The following is a 14,848-nucleotide window of genomic DNA, read 5'->3' as shown; positions in this document are numbered from 1 at the left end:
TCGGACGGCTGACCCCTCCCCTTCGGGCAAAGACACAGCGTACGGGCGATTTGGGCTGGCCTTTACGTCATATGCATGTCATGACATATTGGCCCATGACTTCCTCCCCTAAGGACATGTCGGAGGGTTTGCATGGCAGTGCGGAAACGGTCGCTGGGAGTGGTCGCGGTCCTCACCGCGGCCGGGCTGGGGCTCGCCGCGTGCGGCGGCTCATCCGGCGGTGGCGAGGGTGAGGCCATCGAGCTGACCATCACCCAGAACGCCATCAAGGGCGGCAAGAACGCCGCCGGGGCGACCTTCATCGAGGACTGGGTGATTCCCCAGTTCGAGGCCGCCCAGAAGGCGAAGGGGAAGGACGTCACGGTCAAGTTCGTCCCCAGCGGAGTCGACGACGAACAGTACAAGACCAAGCTCTCCCTCGACCTCAAGTCAGGCAAGGGCGCGGACGTCATGGACATCGACGGGATCTGGGCCGGCGAGTTCGCCGAGGCGGGCTACATCAAACCCCTGTCGGAGCTGGTCGGGCCGGAGGCCGACAACTGGGACGGCTGGTCGCAGATCCCCGAGGCCGTCCAGGGCATGGCCGAGTTCAACGACAAGAAGTACGCCCTGCCGGTCGGCACCGACGGCCGGGTGCTCTACTTCAACAAGACGCTCTTCCAGCAGGCCGGGCTCCCCGCCGACTGGCAGCCGAAGAGCTGGCAGGAGATCCTCGACGCGGGCACGAAGCTGAAGTCCGCGGGCGTGCCCGTGCCGATCCAGATCAACGCCGGCACCGCCATGGGCGAGGCCACCTCGATGCAGGGCGTGCTGCCGCTGCTCGCCGGCGCGGGCGGCGAGGTGCAGCAGGACGGCAAGTGGACCGGCGCCTCCCAGGCGATGAAGGACGCGCTCGGCCTCTACCAGAAAATCTACGGTGGCGGCCTCGGCGACCCCAAGCTCCAGCAGGAGGCCAAGGGCCGCGACAAGTCGTTCCAGCAGTTCGCCGAGGGCAAGGTCGGCATCCTCATGGAGGGCGACTACTTCTGGCGCGGCGTCGTCAACCCCAAGGACGGCGTGGCGAAGATGGACGACCGCGACCAGGTCGTCGGCTACGCCATGATCCCCGCGATGGAGCCCGGCAAGGGCCTGCGCGGCCAGGACTTCGTCAGCATGTCGGGCGGCGCGCTGCGCACGGTCAACCCCAACAGCGAGCACCCGAAGGAGGCCTTCGAGCTGCTCGCCTTCACACTCTCGCCCGAGGCGCTGAAGGAGGAGACCAAGGACGGCAACGTCCGCGTCACCCCGCGCACCGACGTCAACAAGGAGATCCTCGCCGGTGAGCCACTGCTCACCTTCATCTCCGAGAAGGTGCTGCCGGTGACGGCCTACCGGCCGCCCGTCGCCGTCTACCCGCAGGTGTCGGCGGCGCTGCAGGAGGCCACCGCGGCCGTGGTCGGCGGCACCGCGCCCGATCAGGCGGCGGCCGACTACCAGAAGAAACTCGAAGGAATCGTCGGTGGCGCAGGCAACATCGCCTCCTGAGGTCGTCAAGGAAGACGAGCGGACCCGCCGCGGCTACAGCTCCGACGCGGCGGGCCTGGGCAACCTGCGGGCAGGGGCGTTCGTCGCCCCCGCCCTGCTGCTCATTGCCGCCTTCCTCGTGTTCCCCGCGCTCTGGGTGCTCTACCTGGGGCTCACCAACTACCGCCTGACCGGCGCCGCCGCGGCCGAACCGCAGTTCGTCGGGCTGGCCAACCTCCTTGACGCGGTCTCCAACCCCACGTTCTGGAACTCGACCTGGCTGACCCTGCAGTTCGTGCTCGGCTCCGCCGTCATCGGCCAGGTCGTGCTCGGCTTCTCGATCGCCTGGATGCTGCGCGACCGTACGGGACCGCTCAAGCGGCTGGTCGAGGGCCTGGTCATCCTGGCCTGGATCCTGCCGAGCGCCGTCGTGTCGTTCCTGTGGGTGGCGCTGCTCGACCGCGACGGCGGCACGCTCAACGCGCTGCTCGGCATCCCCGGCTTCCCGTGGCTGCTCGACCACCCGATGTTGTCGATCATCGTCTTCAACACCTGGCGCGGCACCGCGTTCTCGATGATGTTGTACGGCGCCGCGCTCGGCAACGTGCCGCCCTCCCACCTGGAGAGCGCCCGCCTGGCCGGAGCCTCCGGCTGGCAGCAGCTCATGGACGTCGTCTTCCCGCACATCCGGGGCCACATCCTGACGAACCTGCTGCTCATCAGCCTGTGGACGTTCAACGACTTCTCTCCGTTCCTCATCACCGCCGGCGGCCCCGACGGCCGGTCCGAGGTGCTGGCCGTGCACGTGTACAAGGTCGCGCTGCAGAGCGGCGAACTGGGTTACGGCGCCGCCGTGTCCACGATCATCCTGCTGATCAACCTGGTCGTCGCGGTGTTCTACCTGCGGCTGCTCCGGAGCAAGAAATGACGCGCTTCGTCCTCGGCCGGATCGGCTTCTGCACGCTCATCGCGGTGCTGCTGGCCTTCTTCACCATCCCGCTGTTGTGGCTGGTGACCGCGCCGTTCACCTCCGACCCGTCGTACGAGGTCAAGGTGCCCGACTTCACCTGGGACAACTTCCAGGCGGTCGTCGAGCACCCGTACGCGCTGCCGTCGCTCTACAACTCCCTCATCCTGTCCGTCGGCACCGCCGTGCTGGTCGTGCTGCTGGCCGCACTGGCCGCGTACGCGCTGAGCCGGGTGCGCCTGCCCGGCAGGGACGCCCTGCTCTACGCGCTGCTGCTGCTGTCGTCGATCATCACGGGCACGGCGGCCATGGTGCCGCTGTTCCAGCTCGCGGTCGAGCTGAACCTGATCGACTCCCAGCTCGGGCTGATCCTCATCCTGACCGGCGGCCTGCTGCCCGCGGCGATCTTCATGCTGAAGGACTTCATGGACTCCACGCCGAAGTCCTACGAGGAGTCGGCGCGGGTCTTCGGGGCCTCGCCGCTGCAGATCGTCCGGCACGTGGTCGTCCCTGTGGTGCGTCCCGGGCTGGCGACGATCGGGGTGTGGTCGCTGGCCAACGTGTGGGGCAACTTCCTGATGCCGTACCTGCTGCTGAGCGACGTCGAGAAGCAGCCGGCGGCGGTGATCACGTACACGCTCTACACCGAGGGCGGCCAGGCCAACCTCAGCATGTTGTCCACGTTCGGCCTGCTCTACTCGATTCCCGTGGTGCTCATGTACCTGTTCGTCAGCAAGAAGTACGGCTTCCGCTTCCACGGAGGGATCAAGCGTTAATGGCCGCCATCGAACTACGCGGGCTGACCAAGGTCTATCCCGGCGGGGTGAAAGCGCTCGACTCGCTCGACCTCGACATCCCCGACGGTGAGTTCTTCGCCCTGCTCGGCCCCTCCGGCTGCGGCAAGACCACCCTGCTGCGCACGATCGCCGGCCTGGAGACCGCCACCGGCGGCGCCGTGGTCATCGGCGACCGCGACGTGACCGGGGTGCAGCCGGGCGGACGCGACGTCGCCATGGTGTTCCAGGACTACGCGCTGTTCCCGCACATGGACGTCACGGACAACATCGCCTACCCGCTGCGGATCAAGAAGGTCGCCAAGGGCGCGCGCCGCGAGAAGGCGGAGGAGGTCGGCGCGCGGCTCGGCCTCGAACACCTCATGGACCGCAGGCCCGGCCAGCTCTCCGGCGGCCAGCAGCAACGGGTCGCCCTGGCCAGGGTGATGGCCACGCAGGCGCAGGCGTTCCTGTTCGACGAGCCGCTGTCCAACCTGGACGCCCGCCTGCGGCTCGAAGCCCGTACGTTCCTCAAGAAGCTCCAGCGCGAACTGGGCGTCACCACCGTCTTCGTCACCCATGACCAGGCCGAGGCGCTGGCCATGGCCGACCGGATGGCCGTCATGGAGGCGGGGCACATCCGGCAGATCGGCACCCCGGCCGAGGTGTTCCAGCGGCCCGCCAACACGTTCGTGGCCGGGTTCATCGGCTCGACCCCGATGAACTTGCTGGACGGCGCCGTACGAGGTGACACGCTGGAGGTCGCCGGCTGCAAGGTGGCGGTCCCGGCCGCCGCCGAGGGACGGCTGACCGGCGGGGAGAAGATCGTTTACGGCGTGCGGCCCGAGTACATGGCCTACTCGGCCGGGCCCGCGGAGGGCGCGCTGAGCGGGAAGGTGGCCATCGTGGAGAACCTGGGCGCGTCCCACCTGGTGACGCTCGACGTCAACGACGTGCTGGTGCAGGCCGTCGTGCCTGAGGGAAGCGAACCCGCCGTCGGCGACGACGGCCACGCGCTGCCGCGCCGCGACCGGGCCCTCGTCTACCGGGACGGTGAGCTGGTGTGATCATCGAAGGCCGCTGGAGCCTGGACGACAGGCTGGAGCAGATCCTGCGCGAGGTGCCCTTCGAGATGCGCGCGGGCACGGCCGCCGTGACCGTGCGGCTGACCTACGACACCTCCCAGGGCGTCATCGACCTCGGATGCGCCTCGCCCACCGGGTTCCGCGGCTGGTCGGGCGGCGCGCGCGACACGTACACGATCAGCGGGGACTGGGCGACCCCCGGTTACCTGCCGGGCGAGCCCGAGGCGGGCACATGGCACGTGTGGCTGCGGCTGCACCGGATCCCGCCGCAGGGCCTCGACTACACGCTGGAGATCACCACCGCGACCGTGGCGCCGCCGGAGCCGGAGGTGGCGGAGCCGCCGCACGGTGAGCGGCCGGCGCGGCGCGACCTCCCCGCCGTCGGCGGCCTGCGGTGGTTCGCGGGCGACTTCCACGCCCACACCCTGCACAGCGACGGCAGCCTCAGCATCCCCGAGCTCGCCGAACTCGCCCACGGCAGGGGCCTCGACTTCCTGGCCGTCACCGACCACAACACCGTCAGCCACCACCCCTGGCTGGCCAAGATCGACCGGGAGATCACGCTCATCCCCGGCCAGGAGGTCACCACCGACCGGGGCCACGCGAACGTGTTCGGCGACGTCGGCTGGGTGGACTTCCGTCAGCCCGCCGACTCCTGGGCCGAGCACGCCGAGCGCGCGGGCGGGCTGATGTCCGTCAACCATCCGCTCGGCGGCGACTGCGCCTGGCTGCTGCCGATCGAACGCCGCCCGGCGATCGCCGAGGTGTGGCACTCCGGCTGGTGGGACCGCCGCTGGGGCGCGCCCCTCGCCTGGGCCGACGCCTGGCGGGCCGACCTGACCGTGATCGGCGGCAGCGACTTCCACCGCCCCGGCTCCGACGGCCTGCCCGGCGCGCCGACGACGTGGGTGCTGGCCGAGGACACGAGCACGGTGCTCGACGGCGTACGCGCAGGGCGCGCCGCCGTCTCCGCGGGCCCCGACGCGCCGCTGCTGCTCAGGCTGGGCGACGAAGTGCTCGCGCTGGACGCCGACGGCCTCGTGCTCGTGGCCCCCGGCGGCCGGCGCCGGGTCGTGCGCGGCGACCGTACGCTCCTGCCCGCGATCGAGGGGCGCCACCGGCTGGAAACGTACGAGAACGAAGTGATCGCCCTGTGCGAGTGAACGTGAACGGAGTGAGGTCATGAGCACGCGAGTGCGGAAGGTCGCCAACGCGCCGGTGAGCTTCGGTGTGTTCGAGCTGAGCGACGCGCCGCCGCCGCTGAGCGCCGACCGGATGGTCGGCGCGCTGTCCGACACCGGCTACGAGGGCATCGACCTCGGCCCGGTCGGTTATCTGGGCACCGGAGCCGACCTGGTCGAACGGCTCGACGGCATGCTCCTCGCCGGCGGCTGGGCCGACCTGCGCTACAACGACGCCGAGGCGTTCCGCCAGGGGCTGACCGCGCTGGACGCGGCGCTCGACGTGTTCGCCGCCGCGCCGCCCGCGCCCGAGCATCTGGCGCCGCGGCCCACGCTGGGCTGCTCCGGCTCGCCCGAGAGGTTCGCCCGCCCGGGTGGGAGCGTTCCAGGGCTGCCGTCCTCCGAATGGCCCGCGTACGCCGGCCGCGTGCAGGAGGCGGTCGGCCGCTGCCGCGAGCGCGGCTTCGAGCCCGCCTTCCACCCTCACCTCGGCACGTACGTCGAGACCCCCGACGACGTCGAGCGGCTGCTGGAGCTGACCGACGTGGAACTCTGCCTCGACACCGGACACCTGCTGCTCGGCGGGGGAGACCCGGTGACGAAGCTGCGCGAGTGGGCCGGCCGGGTCGGCCACGTGCACATCAAGGACGGCGACACCAAGATCCTGGCCCAGGCCCTGGACGACGGCGTGGACCTGCGCGAGCTCATGGGCCGCGGCGGGTTCGCCTCCCTGGGCGAGGGCGAGCTGGACCTGGCCGGCGTGGTCGCGGCGCTCGACGAGATCGACTACGAGGGCTGGGTCATCGTCGAGCAGGACACGCTGCCGGGCCGCCGCACGGTCGCCCAGAACATCGCCGACCAGGCCGCCAACCGCGAGCGACTGAGGGAACTGGGACTTTGACACAGGTGAGAATCGCCCTGGTGGGCTGCGGAGCCGTCACCCAGGCGGTCTACGTGCCGCTGTTGACGAGGCGGCGTGACCTGTTCGAGGTGAGCGCCGTCTGCGACCTGTCGCGGACGCTGGCCGACGCGGTGGGCGACCGGCTGGGAGCCGCCAGGCGGTACACCGCGCTGGAGGAGATGCTGGCCGACGGCGGCTTCGACGCCGTCGTCATGCTGGCGTCCGGCTCGCACGGCGAGGCCGTACGGCAGGCGATGACCGCCGGGTACGCCGTCCTGTGCGAGAAGCCGCTCGCCCTGACCAGGGCCGAGGTGGCGGCGTTGCCCGAGGGGCGGCTGATGGTCGGCTACATGAAGCAGTACGACCCCGCGGTGCGCAGGGCCGAGAAGCTGCTGGCCGAGGTGGGCGGGCCCGAGGCGATCAGATCGGTCGAGGTGGTCGTGCTGCATCCGAGCGGGGAGTCGCAGCTCGCCTTCGCCAACCTGACGCAGGCGCGTGACGTGGACCCGGGGCTGCTGGCCTCGCTGCGGGCGGCCGAGAGTGAGCTGGTCTCGCGGGCGCTGGGGGAGTCGGCGCCGGAGTCGGTACGGAACCTGTATGGGGTGTCGCTCGGCTCGATCTGCCACGATTTGTCGCTCCTCAGGCGCTTTACCGGGTCACCGACCGAAATTTCGTACGTTGACACCTGGGGGCCCGCGCCCGGGTCCATCGAGATCTCCGGGCCCCTGCCCGTCCGCGGCCGGTTCGGCATCCGCTGGCACTACCTGGAGGACTACCCCGCCTACCGCGAGACCGTGGCCGTCCACCACGACCACGGTTCGCTCGAACTCGTGTTCCCCGCCCCCTACCTGATGAACGCCCCCACCACGCTCACCGTCGTCTCCGGAGGCGAGGGCGGCGAGAGCCGCACCCATTGGCGTGATGTGACCGAGGCGTTCGAAGTACAACTGGCCGCCTTCCATGCTTACGTGAACGATGGCGAGCCGCCGCTCACCGACGCGGGCGGCGGGCTCGAGGACATCGTGACGGCTCAGCGGATCGCCGCCCGCTACGCCGTACAGCAGGGACTGCCCGTGGGAGGGGAAGCAGCGTGAGCACGGAGATCGTGGTCGTACCGCACACACACTGGGACCGCGAGTGGTACGAACCGTTCCAGCGTTTCCGGCTGCGCCTGGTGGCGCTGCTCGACGAGGTGCTCGACACGATGGAGCGCGAGCCCGCCTACCACTTCACCCTCGACGGGCAACTCGCCTGCGTGGACGACTACCTGGAGGTGCGCCCGGAGAACCGCGACCGGGTGGCCGCGCTGGTCGAGTCGGGGCGCCTGGCGGTGGGGCCGTGGCAGATCCTGCTCGACGAGTTCCTGTGCTCGGGCGAGAACATCGTCCGCAACCTCGAACTGGGCATGGCCAGGGCCGACAAGCTCGGCGGGGCCATGCCGGTCGGCTACCTGCCCGACATGTTCGGGCACGCGGCGCAGATGCCGCAGATCCTTCGCCGGGCCGGGCTGCTGCACGCCTGTGTCTACCGAGGGGTGCCCTCCTCGGTGACCACCGACGCCTTCGCCTGGATCGCACCTGACGGCACGGCGGTGCGCGCGCAATACCTTCCCGCCGGCGGCTACGGCAACGGGGCCCACCTGTTCCACGATCCGGCGGGGCTGAAGGAGCGGGCGGAGGCGTTCAGCAAGACGATGCGCGAGTGGCACGGGCCCGAGGGCTCGCTGCTGGCGATGTACGGCACGGACCACTCCGCGCCCGTACGAGGATTGCCGGAGATGGTGGCGGCGATCGGCGCCCGCATGGACACCTTGTCCGGATATATCGGGGCTTATTCGGGTGGGGTGGACGGCCTGCCCCAGGTCCGCGGCGAACTGCGCTCGCACGCCCGCGCCAACATCCTCCCCGGCGTCATCTCCGTCCGCGCCCACGTCAAGCAGGCCATGGGCCGCGCCGAGCGGATGGTCGAGCGCTACGCCGAACCGCTTGCCACGCTCTGGGGCGAGGAGTGGCCGGGACGTTTCCTCGACATGGCCTGGTGGCGGCTGGTCGACGCCAGCGGCCACGACTCGGTGACCGGATGCGGCGTCGACGACACCGCCCAGCAGGTCGCCGCGCGCATCGCCGAGGCCGAACACCTCGGCCAGGCCGTACGCGACATGGTGACCGCCCGGCTGACCCCCACGGTGCCGTCCGCCGGCGTGCTCGTCGTCAACCCGACCCCCGCCCCCAGGCGCGGCGTGGTCGTCGTGGACGTGCCCGGACACGACCCCCTGGTGGACGCCTCCGGCACGCCCGTGCCCATCCAGCCGCTCGAGTACGCGGCCACGCTGCTGCTGGACGACGAGATGGACCCGGTCACCGCGCTGAGCCTCGTGCACGGCACCGAGCTGTACGGCCAGCAGATCACGTCCTGGTCGGTCGAGGGCGACACCCTGACGTTCACCGTGGCCCACGAGATGCAGACCGCCTTCGACGTCGACGACCTGCGCGGCGAACTGGACGGCGTGACCCGCGTACGCATCTTCGCCGAACCCCGGCGCACGGTCGCCGCCCTCGTCGAGGTCCCGCCGCTGGGCCACGCGAGCGTCCGGCCCGTGCCGCACGAGCAGGCGTTCGGCACGCCCGCCGCCCAGACTGCCAAGCCCTCGGACCACGACCCGTCCTGCTGGCTCAGGTCCGACTCGGCCGTCCTGCCCGTGCGCGGCGACGAAGAGGTGCTGGACAACGGGCTGCTGCGCGTCACGATCGCCGACGACGGCACGCTCACCCTGGTCGGCCAGGACGGCACCACCGTCAGGGGCGCCGGCCGCATCATCGACGGCGGCGACGTCGGCGACACCTACAACTACGCGCCCCCGCCCGCCGACCTGATCGTGGACGAGCCCGTGTCGGTCGAGACCGAGCTCCTCACCTCGGGGCCCCTGGTGGCCACGGTGGACGTGCGCCGCACGTACCGGTGGCCGGTCGCCGGCAGCGGCATCGACGGGGCACCGGAACTCCCCGCCATCGCCAGGACGAGCGAGGCCGAGGAGACCGTCGTCACCACCCGGGTCGAACTGCGGGCGGGCGAGCCCTTCGTCCGGCTCGACGTCGAGTTCGACAACCGCTGCTCCGACCACCGGGTGCGCCTGCACGTGCCGCTGCCGGAGCGGGCCACGGAGTCGTACGCGGAGGGGCAGTTCGCGGTGACCACCCGAGGGCTGACCTCCGAGGGCGGCTGCGGCGAGACCCCGCTGCCCACCTTCCCCGCCTCCTCCTGGGTGGCCGCGGGCGGCGTGGCGGCGCTGCTGGAACACGTGACGGAATATGAGGTCGTGGACGGCTCCGAGCTGGCCCTCACCCTGCTGCGCTCGGTCGGTTACCTGTCACGCAACCGCAACCCCCTCCGCCCCGAACCGGCCGGGCCCCAGCTCCCGACCCCTGCGGCGCAGTCGCGCGGGGTGCGCAAGGTGAGCCTGGCGCTGATGCCGTACCAGGGGTCGTGGGAGGAGGTCGTGCCCCAGGCGGAGGTCTTCCGCCACGACCTGCTGGCGGTGCCCGGTCAGGGCCCGCGGGACCTCCCCCTGCCCGCACCGGCGGCGGGCCTGACGGTGACGGGCAAGGGCGTGACGATGACCTCCCTGCGCGACCGGGACGGCCGGCACGAACTGCGGGTGGTCGCCCTCACGCCCGGGGACACGGAGGCCGTGATCACCGGCGACTTCACCGAGGCCACGCACGCCGACCTGCGCGGCCGCCCCGGCGACCCCCTCCCGGTCATGGACGGCACCCTCCGCCTGCCACTGAAGCCCTGGGAGATCACCACGATCCATCTCGTCAACTCTCGGTAATCTTTAGAACACATATAGTAATGTCGTGCCCGTGATCACTCCCCAACACGAAGGGCTGACCAAGCTCGTCACCCTCGATCTCGGGCACACCGCGCAGGGGTTGCGCGCGCTGTTCGATCTACGAATACCCGAGACGGGCGAGGCCAGGCTGGCCTCGCCCGACCTGTCCGAAGCCGTTCCTGCGGTCTGCCGGGCTGACGGCGCCCTCCTCTACGGCGAGGATGGCGACAAACTCGGCGTCATCATCGAGACGCAGCGTGGCCAGGACGACGACAAGCACTATTCGTGGCTGGAATACATCGCCAACTTCCGGGCGCGCGAGAAGTGCCAGGTCGTCCTGACCGTCATCTGCCCCGATCGCCAGATCGCACGCTGGGCGGCCAAGCCCATAGAGACCGGCCACCCGGGACTCGTGCTCAATCCACTGGTGATCGGGCCCGACAACACCCCGCTCATCACCGACGTGGCCGAGGCGCTGGGCAACATCGGTCTGGCCGTCATCTCCGCCGTCACCAAGTCCCAGGACCCGTTGATCAAAGAAGTCCTGAGCACGTTGGACGCGGCCCTCAGCAAAATCGATCAGAAGCTGGCCGGGCGATACGGTCAGTACATCTACGTCTCTCTGACTGGCGTCGCCCAGAAGGAATGGGGGAACCTTATGGCTATGCTGACACATCCGTACCAGGGGGAGTTCGCCGAGAGCCTCCTCGCCGAGGGCAAGGCCGAGGGCAGGGCCGAGGGCAGGGCCGAGGGCAAGGCCGAAGGCCAGGCCATAGGCGAGGCGAAGATGCTGCAGATGCTGCTCAAGGCGCGGGGGATCGAGGTGTCTGAGGAGGTGCGGGAGCGGATCGCGTCGTGCATGGATACGGCGGTGCTGGAGGAGTGGTTCCAGCGGGCGCTCACGGCCGACTGTGCGGAGCAGGTCTTTGGGTGATGTGATCCCGTGGAAGGCGCCCGCCGGTTGGTGGGCGCCTCGGAACATTCGAGAGTCCGGTCAGCTGTCGGTGAGGCCGGTCAGGTGTGGACCGGGTGGAGGTCGCCATGGGTGCGGGATCTTCTGCGTACGAAGGGGATTTCGCCGAGAGCCTCCTCGCCGAGGGCAGGGCCGAGGGCAAGGCCATAGGTGAGGCGAAGATGCTGCAGATGCTGCTCAAGGCGCGGGGGATCGAGGTGTCTGAGGAGGTGCGGGAGCGGATCACGTCGTGCATGGATACGGCGGTGCTGGAGGAGTGGTTCCAGCGGGCGCTCACGGCCGACTGTGCGGAGCAGGTCTTCGAGTGAGCTCCGCGGGGGCCCGCCGCCGGGTCGGTCAGCGGGTGCCCCAGGAGTAGGTCTGCTTGCGGAGTTTCAGGTAGACGAACGACTCGGTGGCGCGTACGGCGGGGATGGCGCGGATCTTGCTGAGGATCTCCAGCAGGTGCCCGTCCCCCTCGCACACCACCTCCACGATCACGTCGAACGAACCGGCCGTGAGCACCACGTAGTCGATCTCCTCGATCGCCGCCAGTTCGTCGGCCACCGACTCGAGGTCGCCCTCGCAGGTGACGCCGATCATGGCCTGGCGCGGGAAGCCCAGGGTGAGGGGGTCGGTGACGGCGACGATCTGCATGACGCCGGCGTCCTGCAGCCGCTGGACGCGCTGGCGCACCGCGGCTTCGGAGAGCCCGACCGCCTTCCCGATCGCCGCGTACGGCATGCGCCCGTCGGCCTGCAGCTGCTCGATGATCTGCTTGGACAGGTCGTCGAGCACCACGGGCCCCGAGCGGGAGGCGGAACGGCGTACGCGCGGCGGCGTGGACATCGGCTGTGGTTCCTCCTAGCGAGCGGTCCGGCATGGCGGGGGTGTTCCCGCTGAGATGCCGTCCTGGTGCGACATGTTGTCAGTTCCCGGTCGACTGTCAAGCGATTTCGTAGCAATTTGATATATTCACCACGAAATCCCTTGTTTCGCTGCGACCGCTCTGTAAGAGTCGCGGGCATCTCAGCCACCTCACGAGGAGGTCATTCATGACCGAGCCTGCCGAGGTCATCCATAGCCACAGCACCTGGGTCTGGCGGCCGACGAAGGAGGGCGCATGACGACCCGTCTGCAGAACTATGTCAACGGCGAGTTCGTGGACGCCAAGAGCGGCCGGTTCTCCGACATCATCGACCCGTGCACGGGCGAGGCCTACGTCCAGGCCCCGGTCTCCGGGCAGGACGACGTCGACGCGGCCTTCGCCGCCGCGGCCGCGGCGTTCGAGTCATGGGGGAAGACCACCCCGGGCGATCGGTCCAACCTGCTGCTGAAGGTCGCCGACGCGATCGAGGTGCGGGCCGGCGAGATCAACGAGGCCGAATGCCGCGACACCGGCAAGCCGCGCGCCCGCATGGCCGAGGACGAGACCCCGGTCGCGGCCGACCACTTCCGGTTCTTCGCGGGCGCGGCCCGCACGCTGGAGGGCCCGACGGCGGGTGAGTTCCTCGCCGAGCACACCAGCGTCATCAGGCACGAGCCGATCGGCGTGATCGGCCAGGTCACGCCGTGGAACTACCCGGTGATGATGGCGGTCTGGAAGATCGCTCCCGCGCTCGCGGCCGGCAACACGATCGTGCTCAAGCCGTCCGACACCACGCCGGTCGCCACGCTCAAGCTCGCCGAGATCCTCGGCTCGGTGCTGCCCGCCGGCGTCTTCAACGTCGTCACCGGTGACCGCGAGACGGGCGCCCTCGTGGTGGGCCATCCGACCGCCTCGATGGTCGCCATCACCGGTTCGGTCGGCGCGGGCATGTCGGTGGCGAGGAGCGCCGCCGACGACCTCAAGCGGGTCCACCTGGAGCTCGGCGGCAAGGCGCCGGTCGTGGTCTTCGAGGACGTGAAGGACCTGAGCAAGGCCGCCGCCGGCATCGCCGAGGCCGGCCTGTACAACGCCGGCCAGGACTGCACCGCCGCCTGCCGGGTGCTGGTGCAGGAGAGCGTGCACGACGAGTTCGTGGCCGCGCTGGCCGAAGCCGCCAGCGCCACCGTGACCGGCGACCTCGACACCGAGGACGCGCTGTACGGGCCGCTCAACAACGAGAACCAGCTGGCCAGGGTGCAGGGCTTCATCGACCGGCTGCCCGGGCACGCCACGGTCCTCACCGGCGGCAAGCGGGTCGGCGACAAGGGTTACTTCTTCGCCCCCACGGTCGTCGACGGGCTCAGGCAGGACGACGAGATCGTGCAGAACGAGGTCTTCGGCCCCGTGATCACCGTGCAGACGTTCACCGACGAGGCCGACGCGCTGGCCAAGGCCAACGACGTGAGATACGGCCTGAGCGGCTCGGTGTGGACCTCCGACCACGGCCGGGCCATGCGGATGTCCAACGGGCTGGACTTCGGCACCGTCTGGGTGAACACGCACATCCCGTTCATCTCGGAGATGCCGCACGGCGGCTTCAAGCATTCCGGCTACGGCAAGGATCTGTCGGTGTTCGGGCTGCACGACTACACCAGGGTGAAGCACGTCATGCACTACATCGGCGAATAGCGGCAGGGGCGAAACCTGGACATGACCGGGCTATCGGCAATCGAGCTGGAGGACGTCGTCAAGGAGTACTTCTCGCATGGTGAGGTCGTCCAGGCGGTCAAAGGCGTGACGCTGGACATCGCCGAGGGGGAGTTCTTCTCCCTCCTCGGCCCGTCCGGTTGCGGCAAGACCACGACCATGAGGATGGTCGCCGGCTTCGAGGCGCCCACGAAGGGCCTGGTGAAGCTGCACGGCCAGGACGTCACGGACGTCCCGCCGAACAAGCGTGACGTCAACATGGTCTTCCAGTCCTACGCGCTCTTCCCCCACATGAGCGTCTGGGACAACGTGGCGTTCGGCCTGAAACAGCGCAGGACGCCGCAGGAGGAGCTCAGGCGGCGGGTCGGCGAGATGCTGGAGATCGTCGATCTGGCCGGCAGGGAGAAACGCCGGCCGCGCGAGATGTCCGGCGGCCAGCAGCAGCGCGTGGCGCTGGCCAGGGCCCTGGTCAACCGGCCGCGGGCGCTGCTGCTCGACGAACCGCTCGGCGCGCTCGACCTGAAGTTACGCCAGGCCATGCAGATCGAGCTCAAGCGCATCCAGCGCGAGGTCGGCATCACCTTCGTGTACGTGACCCACGACCAGAACGAAGCGCTCACCATGAGCGACCGGATCGCTGTCATGAACGACGGCCTGGTCGAGCAGCTCGCCAGGCCGCGCGACATCTACGAACGGCCCGCGAGCGCGTTCGTCGCGGGGTTCATCGGCACCTCCAACCTGCTCGCGGGCACCGCGACCGGCGGCGAGCTGAAGGTCGGCGGCGGCCGGGTGCTGGTGCCCGGGCACGACGGTGAGGTGACGGTGACCGTACGCCCCGAGAAGATCACCATCGGGGTGGACGAGCTGGGGCCGGAGCTGAGCGGCGTACGCGGGACCGTCGCCGAGGTCGTCTACCTGGGCACCTACACCAGCTATTCCGTGAGCCTCGCGGACGGGGTGGACATCACCGTTTTCCGGCAGAACGCGCATGACTCGCTGGCCGCGGCGGAGCGGGGAGACTCCGTCTGGCTGTCGTGGCAGGCGCAGCACTCGTACGTGATTGGAAGTTGACAGCGCCT

Annotated in this window: 13 protein-coding genes; 12 read left to right on the top strand and 1 reads right to left on the bottom strand. The window is 69.8% G+C overall.

Annotated elements, in window-relative coordinates:
- The first annotated feature begins 132 nt into the window (after positions 1–132).
- The 10 genes from E1295_RS18950 to E1295_RS18905 all read left to right on the top strand — a co-directional run bounded on the left by E1295_RS18950 (position 133) and on the right by E1295_RS18905 (position 11,523).
- Entirely contained in the window at positions 133–1,524 is a 1,392-nt protein-coding gene (locus tag E1295_RS18950; RefSeq protein ID WP_166427298.1) for an extracellular solute-binding protein, read from the top strand.
- Positions 1,499–2,431 carry a carbohydrate ABC transporter permease gene (locus tag E1295_RS18945; RefSeq protein WP_132631656.1) on the top strand — a complete coding sequence of 311 codons (933 nt, stop codon included), beginning with the start codon at positions 1,499–1,501 and terminating at the stop codon, positions 2,429–2,431. The genes E1295_RS18950 and E1295_RS18945 overlap by 26 nt, the downstream gene beginning before the upstream one ends.
- Positions 2,428–3,246 carry a carbohydrate ABC transporter permease gene (locus tag E1295_RS18940; protein WP_132631655.1) on the top strand — a complete coding sequence of 273 codons (819 nt, stop codon included), beginning with the start codon at positions 2,428–2,430 and terminating at the stop codon, positions 3,244–3,246. Before E1295_RS18945 ends, E1295_RS18940 begins: the two co-directional genes overlap by 4 nt.
- Entirely contained in the window at positions 3,246–4,310 is a 1,065-nt protein-coding gene (locus E1295_RS18935; protein WP_132631654.1) for an ABC transporter ATP-binding protein, read from the top strand. The genes E1295_RS18940 and E1295_RS18935 overlap by 1 nt, the downstream gene beginning before the upstream one ends.
- Positions 4,307–5,491, top strand: a complete 1,185-nt coding sequence (locus E1295_RS18930; RefSeq protein ID WP_246080129.1) for a CehA/McbA family metallohydrolase — start codon at positions 4,307–4,309, stop codon at positions 5,489–5,491. Before E1295_RS18935 ends, E1295_RS18930 begins: the two co-directional genes overlap by 4 nt.
- A 19-nt stretch (positions 5,492–5,510) precedes the next feature.
- A complete protein-coding gene (locus E1295_RS18925) occupies positions 5,511–6,410 on the top strand; it encodes a TIM barrel protein (RefSeq protein ID WP_132631653.1) in 900 nt (299 codons plus the stop codon).
- Between the two features lie 5 nt (positions 6,411–6,415).
- Complete coding sequence (locus E1295_RS18920) at positions 6,416–7,504, top strand: Gfo/Idh/MocA family protein (RefSeq protein WP_132631652.1); 1,089 nt, start codon at positions 6,416–6,418, stop codon at positions 7,502–7,504.
- Positions 7,501–10,242 carry a glycoside hydrolase family 38 N-terminal domain-containing protein gene (locus E1295_RS18915; RefSeq protein WP_132631651.1) on the top strand — a complete coding sequence of 914 codons (2,742 nt, stop codon included), beginning with the start codon at positions 7,501–7,503 and terminating at the stop codon, positions 10,240–10,242. The genes E1295_RS18920 and E1295_RS18915 overlap by 4 nt, the downstream gene beginning before the upstream one ends.
- A 25-nt stretch (positions 10,243–10,267) precedes the next feature.
- Positions 10,268–11,176: an RpnC/YadD family protein gene (locus E1295_RS18910; protein WP_132631650.1), complete on the top strand. Its 909-nt coding sequence runs from the start codon at positions 10,268–10,270 to the stop codon at positions 11,174–11,176.
- A gap of 107 nt (positions 11,177–11,283) precedes the next feature.
- On the top strand, positions 11,284–11,523 hold the full coding sequence (locus E1295_RS18905; RefSeq protein WP_132631649.1) for a hypothetical protein: 240 nt from the start codon (positions 11,284–11,286) through the stop codon (positions 11,521–11,523).
- A 28-nt stretch (positions 11,524–11,551) separates the two neighbouring features.
- On the opposite strand, the gene E1295_RS18900 is transcribed toward E1295_RS18905, so the two are convergent.
- Positions 11,552–12,043, bottom strand: coding sequence for an Lrp/AsnC family transcriptional regulator (locus tag E1295_RS18900; RefSeq protein ID WP_132631648.1), 492 nt, complete (start codon positions 12,041–12,043; stop codon positions 11,552–11,554).
- Between the two features lie 274 nt (positions 12,044–12,317).
- On the opposite strand from E1295_RS18900, the gene E1295_RS18895 reads away from it, so the two are divergent.
- Both E1295_RS18895 and E1295_RS18890 read left to right on the top strand, forming a co-directional pair.
- Positions 12,318–13,751 carry a gamma-aminobutyraldehyde dehydrogenase gene (locus tag E1295_RS18895; protein ID WP_132631647.1) on the top strand — a complete coding sequence of 478 codons (1,434 nt, stop codon included), beginning with the start codon at positions 12,318–12,320 and terminating at the stop codon, positions 13,749–13,751.
- A 21-nt stretch (positions 13,752–13,772) separates the two neighbouring features.
- Complete coding sequence (locus E1295_RS18890; protein WP_132631646.1) at positions 13,773–14,840, top strand: ABC transporter ATP-binding protein; 1,068 nt, start codon at positions 13,773–13,775, stop codon at positions 14,838–14,840.
- Positions 14,841–14,848 lie beyond the last annotated feature (8 nt).

This window comes from Nonomuraea mesophila (assembly GCF_004352805.1).
GTDB lineage: Bacteria > Actinomycetota > Actinomycetes > Streptosporangiales > Streptosporangiaceae > Nonomuraea > Nonomuraea longispora.
Note: the sequence above shows the minus strand (reverse complement) of the source record. Positions and strands in the feature narration are given on the sequence as shown.